The organism is Enterobacter sp. 241F3 (genome assembly GCF_034106785.1).
Taxonomy (GTDB): Bacteria; Pseudomonadota; Gammaproteobacteria; order Enterobacterales; family Enterobacteriaceae; genus Enterobacter; species Enterobacter vonholyi.
Map to the genome: position 1 here is coordinate 1 of NZ_JAWNDD010000010.1, position 18,605 is coordinate 18,605.

14 protein-coding genes and 1 riboswitch are annotated in these 18,605 nt (G+C 55.7%); of the genes, 6 read left to right on the forward strand and 8 right to left on the reverse strand.

Annotation, left to right across the window (positions count from 1 at the left end; translation table 11 throughout):
- Nucleotides 1-315: 315 nt before the first annotated feature.
- Both murI and btuB read right to left on the reverse strand, forming a co-directional pair.
- A complete protein-coding gene (murI, locus tag UR504_RS19455; protein ID WP_302238137.1) occupies nucleotides 316-1,167 on the reverse strand; it encodes a glutamate racemase in 852 nt (283 codons plus the stop codon).
- The gene (btuB, locus tag UR504_RS19460; RefSeq protein ID WP_111963979.1) at nucleotides 1,112-2,965 is read right to left on the reverse strand and encodes a TonB-dependent vitamin B12 receptor BtuB; all 1,854 of its coding nucleotides are present in this window, start codon (nucleotides 2,963-2,965) and stop codon (nucleotides 1,112-1,114) included. The genes murI and btuB overlap by 56 nt, the downstream gene beginning before the upstream one ends.
- A 65-nt stretch (nucleotides 2,966-3,030) precedes the next feature.
- A riboswitch (cobalamin riboswitch) is annotated at nucleotides 3,031-3,207 on the reverse strand.
- Nucleotides 3,208-3,311: 104 nt separating this feature from the next.
- Between btuB and trmA the strand changes: the two genes are divergently transcribed.
- Nucleotides 3,312-4,412 (forward strand): tRNA (uridine(54)-C5)-methyltransferase TrmA, encoded by a 1,101-nt coding sequence (gene trmA, locus UR504_RS19465; protein ID WP_111963978.1) that lies wholly within the window; start codon nucleotides 3,312-3,314, stop codon nucleotides 4,410-4,412.
- A 52-nt stretch (nucleotides 4,413-4,464) separates the two neighbouring features.
- On the opposite strand, the gene UR504_RS19470 is transcribed toward trmA, so the two are convergent.
- Entirely contained in the window at nucleotides 4,465-4,824 is a 360-nt protein-coding gene (locus UR504_RS19470) for a YijD family membrane protein (protein ID WP_008501783.1), read from the reverse strand.
- A gap of 9 nt (nucleotides 4,825-4,833) precedes the next feature.
- Nucleotides 4,834-5,472, reverse strand: coding sequence for an HTH-type transcriptional repressor FabR (gene fabR / locus UR504_RS19475; protein ID WP_008501784.1), 639 nt, complete (start codon nucleotides 5,470-5,472; stop codon nucleotides 4,834-4,836).
- Between the two features lie 196 nt (nucleotides 5,473-5,668).
- Here fabR and sthA point away from each other — a divergent pair, with 196 nt between their 5' ends.
- Nucleotides 5,669-7,069: a Si-specific NAD(P)(+) transhydrogenase gene (gene sthA, locus UR504_RS19480; RefSeq protein ID WP_008501785.1), complete on the forward strand. Its 1,401-nt coding sequence runs from the start codon at nucleotides 5,669-5,671 to the stop codon at nucleotides 7,067-7,069.
- Here the strand turns inward: sthA and oxyR are convergent.
- A complete protein-coding gene (gene oxyR / locus UR504_RS19485) occupies nucleotides 7,052-7,969 on the reverse strand; it encodes a DNA-binding transcriptional regulator OxyR (protein ID WP_023309664.1) in 918 nt (305 codons plus the stop codon). The two genes, sthA and oxyR, sit on opposite strands and share 18 nt — an antisense overlap.
- Nucleotides 7,970-8,456: 487 nt before the next feature.
- Between oxyR and ppc the strand changes: the two genes are divergently transcribed.
- From ppc to gldA, 4 genes are all read left to right on the forward strand, one after another.
- On the forward strand, nucleotides 8,457-11,108 hold the full coding sequence (gene ppc, locus UR504_RS19490; protein ID WP_047653049.1) for a phosphoenolpyruvate carboxylase: 2,652 nt from the start codon (nucleotides 8,457-8,459) through the stop codon (nucleotides 11,106-11,108).
- 94 nt (nucleotides 11,109-11,202) lie between these two features.
- Complete coding sequence (locus UR504_RS19495; protein ID WP_115876993.1) at nucleotides 11,203-11,958, forward strand: helix-turn-helix transcriptional regulator; 756 nt, start codon at nucleotides 11,203-11,205, stop codon at nucleotides 11,956-11,958.
- 128 nt (nucleotides 11,959-12,086) lie between these two features.
- A complete protein-coding gene (fsa, locus tag UR504_RS19500) occupies nucleotides 12,087-12,749 on the forward strand; it encodes a fructose-6-phosphate aldolase (protein ID WP_320740045.1) in 663 nt (220 codons plus the stop codon).
- Between the two features lie 12 nt (nucleotides 12,750-12,761).
- Nucleotides 12,762-13,865: a bifunctional L-1,2-propanediol dehydrogenase/glycerol dehydrogenase gene (gene gldA, locus UR504_RS19505; RefSeq protein WP_320740047.1), complete on the forward strand. Its 1,104-nt coding sequence runs from the start codon at nucleotides 12,762-12,764 to the stop codon at nucleotides 13,863-13,865.
- 84 nt (nucleotides 13,866-13,949) lie between these two features.
- Here gldA and katG read toward each other — a convergent pair whose 3' ends face one another.
- The 3 genes from katG to argE form a co-directional block, all read right to left on the reverse strand.
- Nucleotides 13,950-16,130, reverse strand: a complete 2,181-nt coding sequence (gene katG / locus UR504_RS19510; RefSeq protein ID WP_223580761.1) for a catalase/peroxidase HPI — start codon at nucleotides 16,128-16,130, stop codon at nucleotides 13,950-13,952.
- A gap of 147 nt (nucleotides 16,131-16,277) precedes the next feature.
- Nucleotides 16,278-17,165, reverse strand: coding sequence for a methylenetetrahydrofolate reductase (gene metF, locus UR504_RS19515; RefSeq protein ID WP_023309676.1), 888 nt, complete (start codon nucleotides 17,163-17,165; stop codon nucleotides 16,278-16,280).
- A 262-nt stretch (nucleotides 17,166-17,427) separates the two neighbouring features.
- Nucleotides 17,428-18,579 carry an acetylornithine deacetylase gene (argE, locus tag UR504_RS19520; RefSeq protein WP_302238122.1) on the reverse strand — a complete coding sequence of 384 codons (1,152 nt, stop codon included), beginning with the start codon at nucleotides 18,577-18,579 and terminating at the stop codon, nucleotides 17,428-17,430.
- Nucleotides 18,580-18,605 lie beyond the last annotated feature (26 nt).

The following is an 18,605-nucleotide window of genomic DNA, read 5'->3' on the forward strand; positions in this document are numbered from 1 at the left end:
ATTTATTGTCCGAAGACATTAAGAATCCATGTCACTTTGAGTGCCCACACAGATTGTCTGATAAATTGTTAAAGAGCAGTGCAACGCGGCTTTCGCTCACCGTTGCGAGGTCCCGTATATTACGTTTTCCTCGTTCAGAGTCAAGTGATTATTTTCGCTTTTCTCTGCTGGCGCTCATCTCTGAACCCCGCTAACCCGGCGGCCTGTGAGCCGTTGTTCCGTGTCAGTGGAGGCGCATTATAGGGAGTTCTCAGACGTTGACAACCCCTCTTTTAAAAAAAACTTTCAACCGTCTCTTTTTTGCTCAAAACCGTGCTATAGCGCCAGTTTTTCGAGCGTTTCAAAGCCATAACGGCGTAAAACGGGTAAAAGTTGCTCAGTCTCTTTCGTGATAGCCATACAAAACGCGATATTCGCATCGGTAGATTTCGCATCCGGCGCTTCGTGTTCCAGCAGCCAGGCAGTACGACGAGCGATAGCCGCACCCGAATCCACCAGGCGCGTCCCCTCCGGTAACACCTCCAATAACTCTTCCTGTAATAGCGGGAAGTGGGTACAGCCCAGCACAACGGTATCCGGAGGTTCGGGCATCCGCAGCCACGGACGAAGAATACGACGCAGCTCGTCGAGTGATACCGCCTTTCCATGCAGCTTCGCTTCGGCCATCTCCACCAGCTCGGCCGAGCCCAGCATCGCAATCTGACATTCGTTAGCAAAACGGTCGATCAACTCGCGGGTATAAGGACGCTTTACCGTGCCTCGCGTTGCCAGCAAACCCACTATGCCGTTCGCCGTCAGACGCGCGGCAGGCTTTATTGCAGGGACAACGCCCACAACCGGGAACTGGAATTTTTCACGCAGGGCGGGAAGAGAAACGGTGCTCGCCGTATTACAGGCGATGACGGCCAGCGCAAGGGGATAGCGTTTTTGTACCGCAGTGACGATTTCAACCACACGCTCAACAATAAAATCTTCGCTCTTTTCCCCATACGGGAAAGCGACGTTATCGAAGGCGTAGATGTAATGGAGTTCCGGCAGGAGATGCCGAATCTCATCATAGACCGAAAGCCCACCGACGCCGGAATCAAACACCAGCACGGTGGGACGCGGATTAGAAGGTGTAGCTGCCAGACAAGGTGTATTCCCGTCCTGCAGTTTGGTAGCCATAAACTGTCTCGTAATCTTTATCGAACAGGTTGGCTATTTTACCACGAACTGTGAGATGTGAGGTGACAGGATACGAAACTGCGACATCCCAAAGGCTGACACCGCCCATTTTCACGCGTTCTGACGAATAGGTGTCAGGATCAATCGCGACATCATAGCGGGTGCCCAGATAACGGTAGGCAAGGTTCCAGTCGAGATCCCATACCTGCCAGTCAAGCTGGTACTTAACCTGCTGCTTAGAACGGCGGGCCAGTACTTCGTTGGTTTTGGCATTACGCGGGTCGACGTAATCATATGAAATCTGATGTCCGACCGGGCCAGTATCGAACTGTGCCGTCGCTTCCACACCTTTAATACGTGCTTCGTCAACGTTGTAGTAACGATACGTATGCGGATCGCTGTTAATAAGATTATCAATGTCATTTCGATAGCCGGTGATACGCCAGTTGACCGGTCCCGTCAGACCTTCAAAGCCCCCTTCCCACTGCTTACTCTCTTCCGGTTTGAGGTCCGGGTTACCATAAGAGGCGCTGTGGATCTGGCTCATGGTTGGTGCTTTAAATGCGGTACCGTAGGAAGCAATCACGCGATAGCCATCCACAAACTCCCACGCCGCACTGGTTTGCCATGTGCCATGGTTACCAAAGTTGGAGTTGTCGTCATTACGCGCCGCCGCTTCCAGCGTCACGCTGCTGAACTGCTGCATTGCCGAAACAAACACGCCGGTATTGCGTTGCTCGTACCCTTTATCCAGGTAGCCCGTTCCGGCCTGCGTCTTCTGCTTTTGCCAGTCCAGACCTGCGCCAATGTTGCCGTGACCGACTTCCACGGTGTTGAGCCATTGGGTGGTATACTGCTTCACGTCATCCATGGTGGCGGAATCAGCGTAACGCCCTTTCTTCGGATCATAGTTCTGATCTTTACTGCGACCGTAACCCGCGACCAGCTGTGACTGGAAAATCCCCTGGTTGTAACGCAGACCGGTATCCCAGTTCTGGCTATAGAGCTGGCGAGTATCAGGTCGTCCATCCACCATAAAGTTGTCGTCGTAGTGATCGTAACCGTCGTACGCGGTGCGGTTGTCATAACCAAAGCCACGGAAGAAGCCGCTCACGCTGTCGGTAATCTGCTGTTCCACGGAGCCGTACAGCGATTTACTCATAAAGCCATCGCGGTCCGGCTGGCGCGGAGCATCTTTGGCATCAATATCAAAACCACGGGTATAGGTGTAGTTACCCGCCATGGTGATTTTGGTTTTATCCAGCACCTGCTGGAAAGCGCCGTCATAGGTCTGATAACCCTTAGAGCCGACGCCCGCTGAGATTTCCGCACCCGGCTTGTCACGTCCGGTGATGATGTTGATCACGCCGCCAATCGCATCGGAGCCATACAGGGCCGAACGCGGACCACGGATGTACTCAATACGCTGAATCAGCGAGGTCGGGATTTGGCTCAGATCGGGAACGTTGCTGATCCCGGCGTTATTCAAAGGAATACCGTCAATCAGCACCAGCACATGGCGAGATTCCGTTCCGCGAATAAAAGTCGAAGAGTTCGAGCCCATTCCACCGCTTTGCGCGATATCCACGCCAGGCAGACGTGACATGATTTCCACCACGCTTCTGGCCTGCCAGCGTTCAATATCTTCGCGCGTCACCACGGACGTCGGTGCCAGAACAGTTTTTGCCGGTTGTTCAAAACGATTTGCCGTCACCACCAACGAGTCTGCGCTATCCTGCGCCCAGCCCGAAAATGCCGTGACGGACAACGCCGTCAACAGCGATACTTTTTTAATCATTGTTAAAGCATCCACAATATAAGAAGGATGCCGCAGGCCTCATCGATAGCACGCGATGATGAAACCAAATGCGACGTGATCCCGGCAGGTCTTCGGGCTAGGTGGCTATATAAGGATGAAGACTTCCCATTTTCACAGTGTCTACAACGCTCATCCCGCCAGTCTTTACCGCTGCGCGTCAGCTCCAGATTTACACTGGATTCCCTTTTCACTCTCAGGAGACCGGAAACAGAATGCTACAATTAGACACGTATGGATGTCCAGACAGCTATTGGCCATTAAATCTGGACATCCCCTGAACAATGCCTACAATCGCCGCGTAATTCTTTATCACTCAGGACGCATCATGACCCCAGAACACCTCCCGACAGAACAGTACGACGCGCAGCTGGCAGAAAAAGTTGTCCGCCTGCAAAGTATGATGACGCCTTTCAACGCGCCCGTTCCCGAGGTGTTCCGCTCTCCTGTCAGCCACTACCGCATGCGTGCCGAATTCCGCATCTGGCACGACGGTGACGACCTGTACCACATCATTTTCGATCAGCAGACGAAGTCCCGTATCCGCGTGGACAGCTTCCCGGCAGCGAGTGAGCTTATCAACCAGCTGATGACGCTGATAATGGACGGCGTGCGCAACAATCCGATGCTGCGTAACAAGCTGTTCCAGATTGACTACCTGACCACGCAAAGCAATCAGGCGATTGTCTCTCTGCTATATCACAAAGCGCTGAACGACGAGTGGCGCGAGCAGGCAGAAGCGCTGCGCGATGCGCTACGGGCGCAGAACATCAACGTTCACCTGATTGGCCGGGCGACAAAAACCAAAATCATGCTGGATCAGGACTACGTCGACGAGCGCCTGCCTGTGGCGGGTAAAGAGATGGTCTATCGTCAGGTGGAAAACAGCTTCACCCAGCCGAATGCCGCGATGAACGTGCAGATGCTGGAGTGGGCGCTGAAGGCGACGGAAGGGTCAACGGGCGATCTGCTTGAGCTCTACTGCGGTAACGGCAATTTCTCGCTGGCGCTGGCGCGTAATTTCGACCGCGTCCTCGCAACGGAAATCGCCAAGCCGTCGGTAGCCGCCGCGCAGTACAATATTGCCGCTAACCATATCGACAACGTGCAGATCATTCGTATGGCCGCGGAAGAATTCACGCAGGCGATGAACGGCGTACGCCAGTTTAACCGCCTGGAAGGGATCGATCTGAAGAGCTACCAGTGTGAGACGATTTTTGTAGACCCGCCGCGCAGTGGCCTGGACAGCGAAACCGAGAAGATGGTGCAGGCGTACCCGCGTATTTTGTACATCTCCTGTAATCCGGAGACCTTGTGCAAGAACCTGGAAACGTTAGGCCAGACGCACAAGGTTGAACGTCTGGCACTGTTCGATCAGTTCCCGTATACGCACCATATGGAGTGCGGCGTACTTCTGACGGCTAAGTAAATATCCGGCATTTTGGCAGGTGGCGCTTCGCTTACCTGCCCTACAAAATTCTCTACTCCGGTAACTGGCTCTTGCGGCTACGCATGCGCGAGCCAATCCAGAACACCAGCGCCACAGACAGTACCGCAGGAAAGAAGTTAGAGCCGATATCCGGATACTCCGCGCGCACCACGGTGCTATACAGCAATACGCCCAGAATAAAGCAGGCAGCGGCCAGCCCCGGTAACCCCACCGGCATGGTGCGGTTCAGGTAACGTTGATGCAGGCAGTAAACCGTCAGCACCAGCGCTATAAGCGGGAAAATCGAAAATGGAACGATTGAGCTAAAAATAGCGGCAAACGTACCATTAATGGATAAGCCAGCGATCAATGCCAGCAACAGCGTCCCTTTATCCTGACCTGACTGTTTCATTACTCACCTTCACTCTTCGGTTTGATGTGCCAGTTTCTCTTGTTCACGGCGATACCAGTAGTACGCGCCTTTGGAGATCATCCTGAGCTGCAATACCAGTCGCTCTTCGAGCTGCTTGCGTTGTTCAATGCTGACGTCCAGCGCTTCGGCACCCGCGCTGAAAACAATCGTCACCATCGCCTCAGCCTGTGCTTCAGTAAAGGCACGCGGCATATGGTTTTCGAGTTCAAGATAGTCGGCAAGTTCCGCGATGAAATGCTGAATTTCACGCGCGACGGCGGCACGAAACGCCGCCGATGTGCCCGAACGCTCGCGCAGAAGCAGACGAAACGCGTTGGGGTTATTGCCGATAAATTCCATAAAGGTCGATACGGAGGTGCGGATCACGCTGCCCCCTTTGGCGATACGCTGACGCGCCTGGCGCATCAGCTGGCGCAGCATCAGACCGCTCTCGTCGACCATAGTCAGGCCCAGTTCATCCACATCACGGAAATGACGATAGAAGGACGTTGGCGCAATCCCGGCCTCGCGTGCGACTTCGCGCAGGCTCAAACTGGCAAAACTCCGCTCAGCACTCAGTTGACTGAATGCGGCTTCCACCAGCGAACGCCGGGTTTTCTCTTTTTGTTGTGCTCTTACGCCCATCACGATAGTTGAATCCTTCCAAAGGCCTGATGGCACTATACCAGAGAATAAAATTAATCTGTTTGTCTGGCTTTGTGAATGATTGTTTACGTGCGGTTTGTGCTCCACTGCCGGAAAAAAGCACAACGATAATTGGGTTACTCCGGCAATGATGTTATGATTCTGTTGCTTTTATGTATAAGAACAGGTAAGCCTTACCATGCCACATTCCTACGATTACGACGCAATAGTTATTGGTTCCGGCCCCGGCGGCGAAGGTGCTGCTATGGGTCTGGTGAAACAGGGAGCCAGAGTAGCGGTCATCGAGCGCTACCATAATGTCGGCGGCGGTTGCACCCACTGGGGCACCATCCCTTCGAAAGCCCTCCGCCACGCCGTTAGCCGCATTATCGAATTTAACCAGAACCCTCTTTACAGCGACCACTCCCGACTTCTTCGTTCCTCTTTTGCTGACATCCTGAATCACGCGGATACCGTTATTAACCAGCAGACACGCATGCGTCAGGGATTTTATGAGCGTAACCACTGTGAAATTTTGCAGGGCAACGCGCATTTTGTGGATGAACACACCCTGGCACTCGAATGCCACGACGGTTCGGTTGAAACCATCACGGCTGAAAAATTTGTGATTGCCTGCGGTTCACGCCCGTACCATCCCGCCGACGTCGATTTCTCGCACCCACGCGTCTACGACAGCGATTCGATTCTGAGCCTGCACCATGAACCCCGCCACGTCATTATTTATGGCGCAGGGGTCATTGGTTGCGAATATGCGTCGATCTTCCGCGGGATGGACGTCAAAGTTGACCTGATCAACACCCGCGACCGCCTGCTGGCTTTCCTCGATCAGGAGATGTCTGACTCCCTCTCCTACCACTTCTGGAACAGCGGCGTGGTGATTCGTCACAACGAAGAGTACGAGAAAATTGAAGGCTGTGACGACGGGGTGATCATGCACCTGAAGTCCGGCAAGAAGCTGAAAGCAGACTGCCTGCTGTACGCCAACGGCCGTACCGGCAACACCGATTCCCTGCAGCTGGAAAATATCGGGCTTGAGACCGACAGCCGTGGTCAGCTCAAGGTCAACAGCATGTATCAGACCGCCCTGCCGCACGTCTACGCGGTTGGTGACGTGATTGGCTACCCGAGCCTGGCCTCTGCTGCCTACGATCAGGGCCGAATTGCCGCTCAGGCGCTGGTGAAGGGTGAAGCAACGGCGCACCTGATTGAAGATATTCCGACGGGCATCTATACCATCCCGGAAATCAGTTCAGTCGGGAAAACCGAGCAGCAGCTAACGTCAATGAAGGTGCCTTACGAGGTGGGTCGTGCGCAGTTTAAACATCTGGCGCGGGCGCAAATCGTGGGGATGAGCGTGGGAACGCTGAAAATTCTGTTCCATCGCGAGACGAAAGAGATCCTCGGGATTCACTGCTTCGGTGAACGCGCCGCGGAAATCATTCATATCGGCCAGGCAATCATGGAGCAGAAAGGCGGTGGTAACACCATTGAGTACTTCGTCAACACCACCTTTAACTACCCGACCATGGCGGAAGCCTATCGGGTAGCCGCGCTGAACGGTTTAAACCGCCTGTTTTAACGCGCTGTCGAAATGGCCATCCATCGAACCACGGATGGCCTCTGCCAGCTGCTCATAGCGGCTGCGCAGCGGTGAACCCGGACGATAAACCAGGCCAATCGTACGACGCGGTTCCGGCTTAATGCACGGCAGATAGACCACGCCATCACGTTTACGCTCGCGCGGCACCGCCAGCGCAGGCAGAAGCGTAATACCGCTTCCCGCCGCCACCATATTACGCAGCGTTTCCAGACTGGTTGCCCGGAAATGGGTATCTTCATCGGCACCCGCTTCGAAGCAGAAGCCCATAGCCTGGTCACGCAGGCAGTGGCCATCTTCCAGCATCAGCAGCTTTTCTCCGGCCAGATCGGCCATCGGCACGCGATCGCGGTTCGCCCACGGGTGATCTTCATAGATCGCCAGCATCATCGGCTCATCGAACAGCGGCACTTCAATAAAGGCTTCACTCTCTTTTACCAGTGCCAGAATGGCGCAGTCGAGCTTGCCGCTGTCCAGCTGCGCCAGCAGCTGATGGGTTTGCGCTTCGTGCAGGTACATTTCGAGTTTCGGGAACGTCTGGTGCAGCATCGGAATGATGTGCGGCAACAGGTACGGGCCAACGGTTGGGATCAGGCCAATATGCAGCGGGCCGGACATGGCCTCCCCCTGCTGGCTTGCCATTTCCTTGAGCACTTTGACCTCGCGCAGCACGGTGCGCGCCTGATCCACCAGCAGAAGACCTGCCTGTGTGAACAGAACCTTACGACTGGTGCGCTCCAGCAGCATCACGCCCAGCTCGTCTTCAAGCTTGCGGATCTGGCCGCTCAGCGTGGGCTGGCTGACGTGGCAGGAATCTGCCGCGCGGCGAAAGTGACGATGCTCGGCTAACGCTACCAGGTATTCAAGATCACGAATATTCATTATTCATCCTCAGTCGCCACGATAGTTCATGGCGATAGATAGCATAGCAACGAACGATTATCCCTATCAAGCATTCTGTTGAATAATACACCACATAGACGAGGCGGCACGTGTTTGACCCTTGACGTCCCCGCACCGTCAACGAGTTTCTCTCAAAACTCGAACAACTAAAGCCAACGTGAACTTTTGCGGACCCCGTGGTCCGCTTTTTTTTTGCGTAAAAAACCGGAGATAAAAGCAAAATGGCAATCGCAGTTGCCATTTTTAGTGATTAATCCCTTTCCCCTGAAGATTTTCATAAGCATCTCTTATCAGGCGCAATGCGAATTAAATTTCGTAAATTGCCCTCATTTATTCGTTTGCTGAACCGTTTTCGCAGCAATTGACGACGGGGGTTTTACGTGGCTTTATAAAGGGAGATGACAAAATAATGTCCAGAAAATTTTCGCCTGGGCATAAACAAAAATGATGGGGTGACTGGGTTTTTATGAACGAACAATATTCCGCGTTGCGTAGTAATGTCAGTATGCTCGGCAAAGTGCTTGGAGATACCATCAAAGACGCGTTGGGGGAGAACATCCTCGACCGCGTTGAAACCATCCGCAAGCTGTCTAAATCTTCCCGTGCCGGTAACGAGGCCAGTCGTCAGGAGCTGCTCACCACCTTGCAGAACCTCTCAAACGATGAGCTGCTGCCCGTTGCGCGCGCATTCAGCCAGTTCCTGAACCTGGCTAACACCGCTGAGCAATACCACAGCATTTCGCCAAATGGCGAAGCGGCAAGCAACCCGGAAGTCATTGCCCGCACCCTTCGTAAACTGAAAGACCAGCCAGACCTCAACGAAGCCACCATCAAAAAAGCGGTGGAGTCACTTTCGCTGGAGCTGGTGCTGACCGCACACCCCACTGAAATTACCCGTCGCACCCTGATCCACAAAATGGTGGAAGTGAACAACTGTCTGAAGCAGTTGGATAACAAAGACATTGCCGACTACGAACGCAACCAGCTGATGCGCCGTCTGCGCCAGCTGATTGCCCAGTCCTGGCACACCGATGAAATTCGTAAGCATCGCCCAAGCCCGGTGGACGAAGCTAAATGGGGCTTTGCGGTAGTAGAAAACAGCCTGTGGGAAGGGGTGCCGAACTACCTGCGCGAGCTGAACGAACAGCTGGAAGAGAACCTTGGCTACCGCCTGCCGGTCGATTTCGTTCCGGTCCGCTTCACCTCCTGGATGGGCGGCGACCGCGACGGCAACCCGAACGTGACCGCGGAAATTACCCGTCACGTCCTGCTGCTGAGCCGCTGGAAAGCGACCGACCTGTTCCTGAAAGACATTCAGGTGCTGATCTCCGAGCTGTCGATGGTTGAAGCGACGCCGGAACTACGCGCGCTGGCAGGTGAAGAGGGTGCCAGCGAACCGTACCGTTTCCTGATGAAAAAACTGCGCGGTCAGCTGATGGCCACTCAGGCGTGGCTGGAAGCGCGTCTGAAAGGTCAGCGCCTGCCAAAACCAGAAGGCCTGCTCAGCCAGAACGAACAGCTCTGGGAGCCGCTGTACGCCTGTTATAAATCACTCCAGGCCTGCGGGATGGGCATCATCGCTAACGGCGAACTGCTCGACACCCTGCGCCGCGTGAAGTGTTTCGGCGTGCCGCTGGTGCGTATCGACGTACGTCAGGAAAGTACCCGCCATACCGAAGCGCTGGGCGAGCTGACCCGCTACCTCGGCATCGGCGACTATGAAAGCTGGTCCGAAGCCGACAAACAGGCCTTCCTGATCCGCGAGCTGAACTCGAAGCGCCCTCTGCTGCCGCGCAACTGGGAGCCAAGCAACGAAACCCGCGAGGTGCTCAACACCTGTAAAGCGATCGTGGACGCACCGAAAGGATCGGTGGCCGCCTATGTGATCTCTATGGCGAAGACCCCTTCCGACGTGCTGGGCGTTCACCTTCTGCTGAAAGAAGCGGGAATCGACTACGCCCTGCCGGTCGCCCCGCTGTTTGAGACCCTCGACGACCTGAATAACGCCAACGACGTCATGACCCAGCTGCTGAATATCGACTGGTACCGCGGCTTTATCCAGGGCAAACAGATGGTGATGATCGGCTATTCCGACTCCGCGAAAGATGCGGGCGTGATGGCGGCATCCTGGGCGCAGTATCAGGCGCAGGATGCCCTGATCAAAACCTGCGAGAAAGCCGGTATTGAGCTGACCCTGTTCCACGGACGCGGTGGCTCGATTGGCCGTGGCGGCGCGCCTGCACACGCAGCCCTTCTGTCACAGCCGCCGGGAAGCCTGAAAGGCGGCCTGCGCGTCACCGAGCAGGGCGAGATGATCCGCTTCAAATACGGTCTGCCGGAAGTGACCATCAGCAGCCTGTCGCTTTATACCAGCGCTATCCTGGAAGCAAACCTGCTGCCGCCGCCGGAGCCGAAAGCATCCTGGTGCCATATCATGGACGAGCTGTCTGATATCTCCTGCGATCTGTACCGCGGCTACGTGCGTGAAAACAAAGATTTCGTTCCTTACTTCCGCTCGGCCACGCCTGAACAGGAGCTGGGTAAACTGCCGCTGGGCTCACGTCCTGCGAAGCGTCGCCCGACCGGTGGCGTAGAGTCTCTGCGCGCGATCCCGTGGATCTTCGCCTGGACGCAAAACCGTTTGATGCTGCCCGCCTGGCTGGGTGCTGGTGCCGCGCTGCAAAAAGTGGTGGAAGACGGTAAACAGAGCGAGCTGGAGACCATGTGTCGCGACTGGCCATTCTTCTCTACCCGTCTGGGCATGCTGGAGATGGTCTTCTCGAAAGCTGACCTGTGGCTGGCGGAATACTACGATCAGCGTCTGGTGAAACCTGAGCTGTGGGCGCTGGGCAAAGAGCTGCGCGAACTGCTGGAAGGCGACATCAAAGTGGTTCTGGACATCGCCAACGACTCACACCTGATGGCGGACCTGCCGTGGATTGCCGAGTCTATTCAACTACGTAACATCTACACCGACCCGCTGAACGTCCTGCAGGCAGAGCTGCTGCACCGTTCGCGTCTGGCGGAAGAAGAAGGGAAAGAGCCGGATCCACGTGTTGAACAGGCGCTGATGGTGACGATTGCGGGCGTTGCGGCGGGTATGCGTAACACCGGCTAATGCTTTACGCCCGGCGGCGCTGCGCTTGCACGGGCCTACGATAAGTAGGCCGGGTAAGCGTCGGCGCCACCCGGCAAAATTCGGTAGTCTCCTTATGCATTCCGATATCACCCAAATTTTGACTGACCTGGTGAACCGCACGTTACCGCTGGGTCAGATTCATTTCTCAGCGCTGGCTGAACAGCACCCCCGGACCTCTCCCTGCCTCGGCATTACCCTTGATACCCCCTGCGAGGCTATGTTTTCTTTTTTTGGACAAATCACGCCTCACGCCCTGAGCATACATTTCGGTAAGCAGCTGCTGACTATCGAGTTACAGCATGACAATACGCTTTTACAGCAGCTCCAGGTTGCCCGACGCGGCCCGCGAACGGGGGCTTTTCTTCTTCAAACGCTTACCGAATTACAGATGCAGCCTGAGGAGCAGGACACAGCAAGGCTGGTGGTTTTAAGCTTGCTCAGCCACTGCCGGGATCTGCTTGGCAGCGAAATTCATACCGACAGCCGTAGCCGGGCACTATTCGAAGCCGTTCGGAGCTATATCGAAGAAAATTATGCCTCTTTGTTAACTCGCGAATCCGTGGCACAGGCGTTCTACATCACACCAAACTACCTTTCCCATCTATTCCAGAAAGTCGGCAGCGTCGGATTCAATGAGTATTTAACAAAAACGCGCCTGGAACATGCGCGCCAGCTGCTGAAAGGCTACGATCTCAAAATTAAAGATATCGCCCCACGCTGCGGATTTACGGACAGCAACTACTTTTGCCGTCTCTTTCGCAAGCACACCGAACGTTCCCCTTCCGAATATCGACGTCAGTACCACAGTCAGCTGATCGCCAAAAAATAGCACTGTGATCGCTCTCGCACTTCGTTAAGGACATTACATTTGTCCAGTATTTAGCAAAATTGGCCTGTATCCGCTCTGCCTGCCCACGCCTTATCCTTTATTCAACCTTTCTGACTTAAGGAAAAATAATGGAACTGTACCTGGATACCGCCAACGTGGCGGAAGTTGAACGCCTGGCGCGCATTTTTCCCATAGCGGGCGTCACCACCAATCCGAGCATCATTGCCGCCAGCCGTGAATCCATTTGGGACGTGCTGCCGCGCCTGCAAAAAGCCATCGGGCCAGAAGGCACGCTGTTTGCTCAAACCATGAGCCGCGATGCAGAAGGCATGGTGGAGGAAGCCAAACGTTTAAGTAACGCCATCCCGGAAATTGTGGTGAAAATCCCGGTGACGGCTCAGGGGCTCATCGCGATTAAAGCATTGAAAAAAGAGGGGATAACCACGCTGGGAACCGCCGTTTACAGCGCGGCGCAGGGCTTGCTTGCCGCACTGGCAGGCGCGAAGTATGTCGCGCCGTACGTAAACCGCGTTGACGCTCAGGGCGGTGATGGCATTCGCATGGTCCAGGAGCTGCAATCCCTACTGGAACTGCACGCGCCGGAAAGCAAAGTGCTGGCCGCCAGCTTCAAAACGCCGCGTCAGGCGCTGGACTGCCTGTTGGCGGGATGCGAGGCAATCACGCTTCCCTTAGACGTAGCGCAACAAATGCTCGGCACGCCAGCGGTAGAGTCAGCCATAGAGAAGTTCGAGCAGGACTGGAAAAACGCGTTTGGTAACCTCAACCTCTAAGGGAGAACTGTTATGGACCGTATCATTCAATCGCCGGGAAAATATATCCAGGGCGCTGATGTGCTCACCCGTCTCGGCGACTATCTGAAACCCCTGGCCAATCGCTGGCTGGTTGTTGGCGATAAATTTGTGCTGGGTTTTGCCGAAGAAACCCTGCGTCAGAGTTTTAAAAAAGCCGAACTGCATGCCGAAATCGCGCCGTTTGGTGGCGAATGTTCACAAAATGAAATCGATAGACTGAAAAAACTGGCCGACAGCGCCGACTGTATGGCGGTGCTGGGCATTGGCGGCGGTAAAACGCTGGATACAGCCAAAGCGCTGGCCCATTTTATGGACGTTCCCGTCGCTATTGCCCCAACCATTGCCTCCACCGATGCGCCGTGCAGCGCCCTTTCCGTTATCTACACCGACAGCGGCGAGTTCGATCGCTACCTGATGCTGCCGCACAACCCGAACATGGTCATTGTGGATACCAAAGTGGTAGCAGGTGCGCCGGCACGTCTGCTGGCCGCCGGGATTGGCGATGCGCTGGCGACCTGGTTTGAAGCACGCGCCTGCTCGCGCAGCGGTGCGACCACCATGGCGGGCGGCAAATGTACGCAAGCTGCACTCGCGCTGGCCGAGCTGTGCTACAACACGCTGATTGAAGAGGGTGAAAAGGCCATGCTTGCAGCGGAACAGCATGTAGTAACACCGGCGCTGGAACGCATTATCGAAGCCAACACCTATCTTAGCGGCGTAGGATTTGAAAGCGGCGGACTGGCGGCGGCACACGCTGTTCATAACGGTATGACGGCGGTACCGGACGCGCACCACTTCTATCACGGCGAAAAAGTGGCGTTTGGTACGCTGACGCAGCTGGTGCTGGAAAACGCGCCGGTAGAAGAAATAGAGACCGTCGCGGCGCTTTGCCACAGCGTTGGGCTGCCGATTACGCTGGCACAGCTAAATATTAAACAAGATATTCCGGCCAAAATGCGGCTGATCGCAGAGGCGTCCTGTGCGGAAGGAGAAACCATCCACAATATGCCTGGCGGCGTGTCGCCGGATCAGGTTTACGCGGCGCTGCTGGTGGCTGACCAGTATGGGCAGCGGTTCCTGCAGGAGTGGGAGTAACTGGCATGAATAAAAATCCCCGCATCGGCGGGGATTTTTTTGCCCGTAGGCCGGGTAAGGCGTAGCCGCCACCCGGCACAAGGGTTACTTCACGTCAAACCGGTCCAGATCCATTACCCTCGCCCATGCTGCAACGAAGTCGCGGACAAACTTCTCGTGTGCATCATCACTGGCATAAACCTCGGCCAGCGCGCGCAGCACGGCGTTTGAACCGAAGACCAGATCGGCGCGGGTGGCGGTATATTTCACTTCACCGCTGGCGCGATCGCTTCCGGCAAACAGCTCATTTGATTCGTCGGTCGCCTTCCACTGGGTATTCATGTCCAGCAGGTTCACGAAGAAATCATTGCTCAGCACGCCTTCGCGGTTGGTGAACACGCCGTTCTTACTGCCATCAAAGTTGGCACCCAGCACGCGCAGACCGCCGATCAGCACCGTCAGCTCCGGTGCGGTCAGCGTCAGCTGTTGGGCTTTATCAATCAGCAGGGATTCCGTCGTGGACACATCCACCTGCGCACGGTAGTTGCGGAAGCCATCAGCAACCGGTTCGAGCAGGTTAAACATCTCGATATCCGTCTGATCCTGGCGCGCATCCACGCGGCCCGGCGTAAACGGAACGTTGACGTAAACGCCTGCCGCTTTTGCGGCCTGCTCAACGCCTACCACGCCCGCCAGCACGATAATATCGGCCAGAGAGGCTTTGTTGGTGGTGCGCTGGATAGCCTCCAGAGCCGGCAGCGCACGAACCGCTGCGGCGTTCACGTCCCAGTCACGCTGAGGAGCAAGCGCCAGACGCGCACCGTTGGCGCCGCCACGCTTATCGCCACCGCGGAAGGTCGATGCCGACGCCCAGGCCACAGAAACCAGCTCGCTCACGGAGAGGCCAGAGGCCGCAATTTCCGCCTTCAGACTTTCAATGTCCTCTTTGGTCGGATTGAATACCGCCTCCGGCAGCGGGTCCTGCCAGATCAGATCTTCTTTCGGCACTTCCGGGCCGAGGTAACGCGATTTTGGTCCCATATCGCGGTGGGTCAGTTTGAACCACGCGCGCGCGAAGGCTTCGTTAAAGGCCTGCGGGTCGTTCAGGAAACGGCGGGAAATCTTTTCGAATTCCGGGTCAAAACGCAGCGTCAGGTCGGTAACCAGCATCGTTGGCTTACGTTTTTTGGACGGGTCGAACGGGTCAGGCATGATTTCCGGCGCATCCACGGCTTCAAACTGAATCGCTCCCGCCGGGCTGCGGGTCTGCACCCATTCGAATTTAAACAGGTTCTCGAAGAAGTAGTTGCTCCACTGGGTCGGAGTTTGTGACCAGATGACTTCCAGACCGGAGGTAATGGCATCAGCGCCCACGCCCGTACCGTGCGTGCTCGCCCAGCCGAGGCCCTGCGCTTCAATCGGAGAGGCTTCCGGGTCAGTACCCACGTGGGTGGCTTCACCCGCGCCGTGGGTTTTGCCGAGGGTATGGCCGCCTGCAATCAGCGCCACGGTCTCTTCGTCGTTCATACCCATGTTGCCAAAGGTGGCGCGAATCGCTGCCGCCGCTGACAGCGGTTCGCCGCTGGCGTTTGGCCCTTCCGGATTGACGTAGATCAGGCCCATTTCGGTGGCAGCCAGCGGACGCTTCGCCAGCGCTTCCGGGTCACGGTGGGTCAGCCAGGCTTTCTCATCACCCCAGTTCACGTCCAGATCCGGTTCCCAGACGTCTTCACGTCCGGCACCAAAACCAAAGGTGCGGAAACCTGAGTTTTCCAGCGCCACGTTACCCGCGAGGATAAACAGGTCAGCCCAGGAAATTTTTTGACCGTATTTTTTCTTGATGGGCCACAGCAGACGGCGCGCCTTATCCAGGCTTACGTTATCCGGCCAGGAGTTCAGCGGCGCAAAGCGCTGTTGACCGCGTCCAGCCCCACCGCGTCCGTCAACGGAGCGATAGGTACCCGCGCCGTGCCAGGCCATACGGATAAACAGGCCCGCATAGCTGCCCCAGTCGGCAGGCCACCACGGTTGAGAGTCGGTTAAGAGTGCTTTGAGGTCGCCTTTAAGGGCGGAGTAATCAAGTTTGCTGAATTCTTTGCGGTAGTCGAAGTCTTCACCCAGCGGGTTCGAACGATTGGAATGTTGGTTAAGAAGATCGATGCGGAGTTGTTTTGGCCACCAGTCGCGGCTGCCTGTACCTGCGCCCGCGCTGTGATCGACGCCGCCCTGGTGGAACGGGCATTTGCCGACTGATGCCGCTTTATTGGTCTCGTCTGACGTGCTCATCGCTATGCTCCCTTTTACAGTGTTACCGTTACGATATACACCACTAGCAATAAGTTATAGTTGAATTAATCCACAGATTCGATAGCTGATACCTTTTAACTTTTTGCCCTATTAAAAAGCCCTCAATTTAAGAGGGCTTTTGGTGTTTTACGCGGGGCGAACGCCCAGAGTGTGGCAGATGGCGTAGCTCATTTCCGCACGGTTTAGCGTGTAGAAGTGGAAATCTTTCACTCCTTCACGGCTTAAAATTTTCACCATGTCCATCGCGATATTAGCCCCCACCAGCTTGCGGGTTTCCGGGTCATCGTCCAGCCCTTCGTACATTTTGGACATCCACAGCGGAATGCGGACATTGGTCATATCAGCGAATTTTTTCGCCTGCTTGAAGTTAGAGACCGGCAGAATACCTGGGATAATTTCAACGTCGATGCCCGCGGAGACGCAGCGGTCACGGAAGCGCAGATAGCTTTCGACATCGAAGAAGAACTGGGTAATGGCGCGATTCGCGCCGGCGTCCACTTTACGCTTGAGGTTAAGCAGATCGGCCTGGGCGCTTTTCGCTTCCGGATGCACCTCAGGATAAGCGGCAACGGAGATATCAAAATCAGCCACGTCTTTCAGCAGCGCGACCAGATCGGCGGCATACATGTCCGGCTTACCGCTGCCCGGCGGCAGATCACCGCGCAGTGCGACAATATGACGGATGCCGTTATTCCAGTAATCCTGGGCGATAGCCCGTAACTCGTCGCGGGTCGCGTCGATACAGGTGAGGTGCGGCGCCGCTTCCAGACCGGTACGATCTTTGATGCCTTTGATAATGCTGTGCGTACGATCGCGCTCGCCGGAGTTAGCGCCGTAAGTCACGGAAACGAACTTCGGCTTCAGGCTGCTGAGACGATCGATAGAGCTCCACAGGGTTTGCTCCATTTCACTGGTGCGCGGCGGGAAAAATTCAAAAGAGACGTTAATCTGACCGTTTACTTCGGCCAGGCTCTGATTCAGTGCTTCCCGCTGGTTGGCGTGAAAAAAGCTCATACCTTACCTCTATCAATCACATTTCGTTGTCTGTTGTCTTGTGAACTTCTATACGTTTAGACGTCCAGATGTAAAAATGACGGAAAAGCAGAGGGACGTCAACATAAATAATCAACAATAACGGTGAGGTTTGCTCAGACAAGATGAAGAAAGTTCATGACGGGGAGTGAGACATCCCCTGCCCAGGACCTTACTGCCCTTTGGGTAAAGGGGAAAAGACCGCACCAGGCAGTCTTCTCCCTATGGGGTGTACGGTGCGGTTTTAATGCCAGCAGAAGTGATGCACAACCTGAGTAATCAGTTCGCGGGTTGGCTTGATGAAGCGGGTTTCCAGATATTCATCCGGCTGGTGCGCCTGGTTGATGGAGCCGGGGCCAAGGACCAGCGTAGGGCAAAGCGTCTGAATAAACGGCGCTTCGGTGCAGTAGTTCACCACGTCGGTTTTCTCACCGAGCAGCTTTTCCACCACCTCAACCAGCTGATGGTCCGGCGGGCATTCGTAACCCGGGATCGGCGGATGCAGTTCGGAGACAGTCAGGCGGCCCGGCCAGCGCTCGCTCACCGGGGCCAGCGCCTCATTCAGCAGGCCGTCGAGATCGCTGAGGGTCATACCCGGCAGCGGGCGGATGTCCATATGCAGTTCGCAGCAGGCGCATATACGGTTCGAGGCATCGCCGCCGTGCAGGCTGCCGAGGTTCAGGGTCGGATACGGCACGGTGAACGCGTCATAGTGATAGCGCTCTTTCAGAGCGTCGCGCAGGGCCATGATGCGCCCGATGGCGTCATGCATCAGCTCAATGGCGTTCACGCCGCGCGCCGGGTCGCTGGAGTGGCCGGACTGGCCGAGCACGCGCACGGCCGTAGAGATATGGCCTTTGTGCGCGCGAATCGGTTGCAACGACGTCGGCTCGCCGATGATCGCGCAATCCGGGCGAATCGACGTGTTTTCAGAGAAGTAGCGCGCGCCAGCCATGCTGGTTTCTTCATCAGCGGTCGCCAGAATGTAGAGCGGTTTTTTCAGCTTCGTCACGTCCACGTCACGCAGCGCGTCGAGGATAAAGGCGAAGAAGCCTTTCATGTCGGCGGTGCCCAAACCGTAGAGCTTGTTGTCGTGCTCGGTCAGGGTGAACGGATCGCGCGTCCAGCGGCCATCGTCAAACGGCACGGTGTCGGTATGACCGGCCAGCAGCAGGCCGCCCGCACCGGTTCCGGTGCTGGCGAGCAGGTTAAATTTGTGGCGGGTTCCGGGAACGGGCTGAACCTCAACGTTAAAACCAAGATCGCTAAACCAACCCGCCAGCAGATTGATTAAAGACTCATTGCTCTGATCCAGCGCTTCTTCCGTTGCGCTGATGGACGGTGTGGCAATCAGGGCGCGGTAGATCTCGATAAATGGCGGTAAGTTCATTTTCATTGTTGACACACCTTAGGTCGTGATAG

Coding starts and splice junctions, on each gene's coding strand:
- murI (WP_302238137.1), bottom strand. CDS start 1,167: ATGGCTACCAAACTGCAGGACGGGAATACACCTTGTCTGGCAGCTACA.
- btuB (WP_111963979.1), bottom strand. CDS start 2,965: ATGATTAAAAAAGTATCGCTGTTGACGGCGTTGTCCGTCACGGCATTT.
- trmA (WP_111963978.1), top strand. CDS start 3,312: ATGACCCCAGAACACCTCCCGACAGAACAGTACGACGCGCAGCTGGCA.
- UR504_RS19470 (WP_008501783.1), bottom strand. CDS start 4,824: ATGAAACAGTCAGGTCAGGATAAAGGGACGCTGTTGCTGGCATTGATC.
- sthA (WP_008501785.1), top strand. CDS start 5,669: ATGCCACATTCCTACGATTACGACGCAATAGTTATTGGTTCCGGCCCC.
- oxyR (WP_023309664.1), bottom strand. CDS start 7,969: ATGAATATTCGTGATCTTGAATACCTGGTAGCGTTAGCCGAGCATCGT.
- ppc (WP_047653049.1), top strand. CDS start 8,457: ATGAACGAACAATATTCCGCGTTGCGTAGTAATGTCAGTATGCTCGGC.
- UR504_RS19495 (WP_115876993.1), top strand. CDS start 11,203: ATGCATTCCGATATCACCCAAATTTTGACTGACCTGGTGAACCGCACG.
- fsa (WP_320740045.1), top strand. CDS start 12,087: ATGGAACTGTACCTGGATACCGCCAACGTGGCGGAAGTTGAACGCCTG.
- gldA (WP_320740047.1), top strand. CDS start 12,762: ATGGACCGTATCATTCAATCGCCGGGAAAATATATCCAGGGCGCTGAT.
- katG (WP_223580761.1), bottom strand. CDS start 16,130: ATGAGCACGTCAGACGAGACCAATAAAGCGGCATCAGTCGGCAAATGC.
- metF (WP_023309676.1), bottom strand. CDS start 17,165: ATGAGCTTTTTTCACGCCAACCAGCGGGAAGCACTGAATCAGAGCCTG.
- argE (WP_302238122.1), bottom strand. CDS start 18,579: ATGAAAATGAACTTACCGCCATTTATCGAGATCTACCGCGCCCTGATT.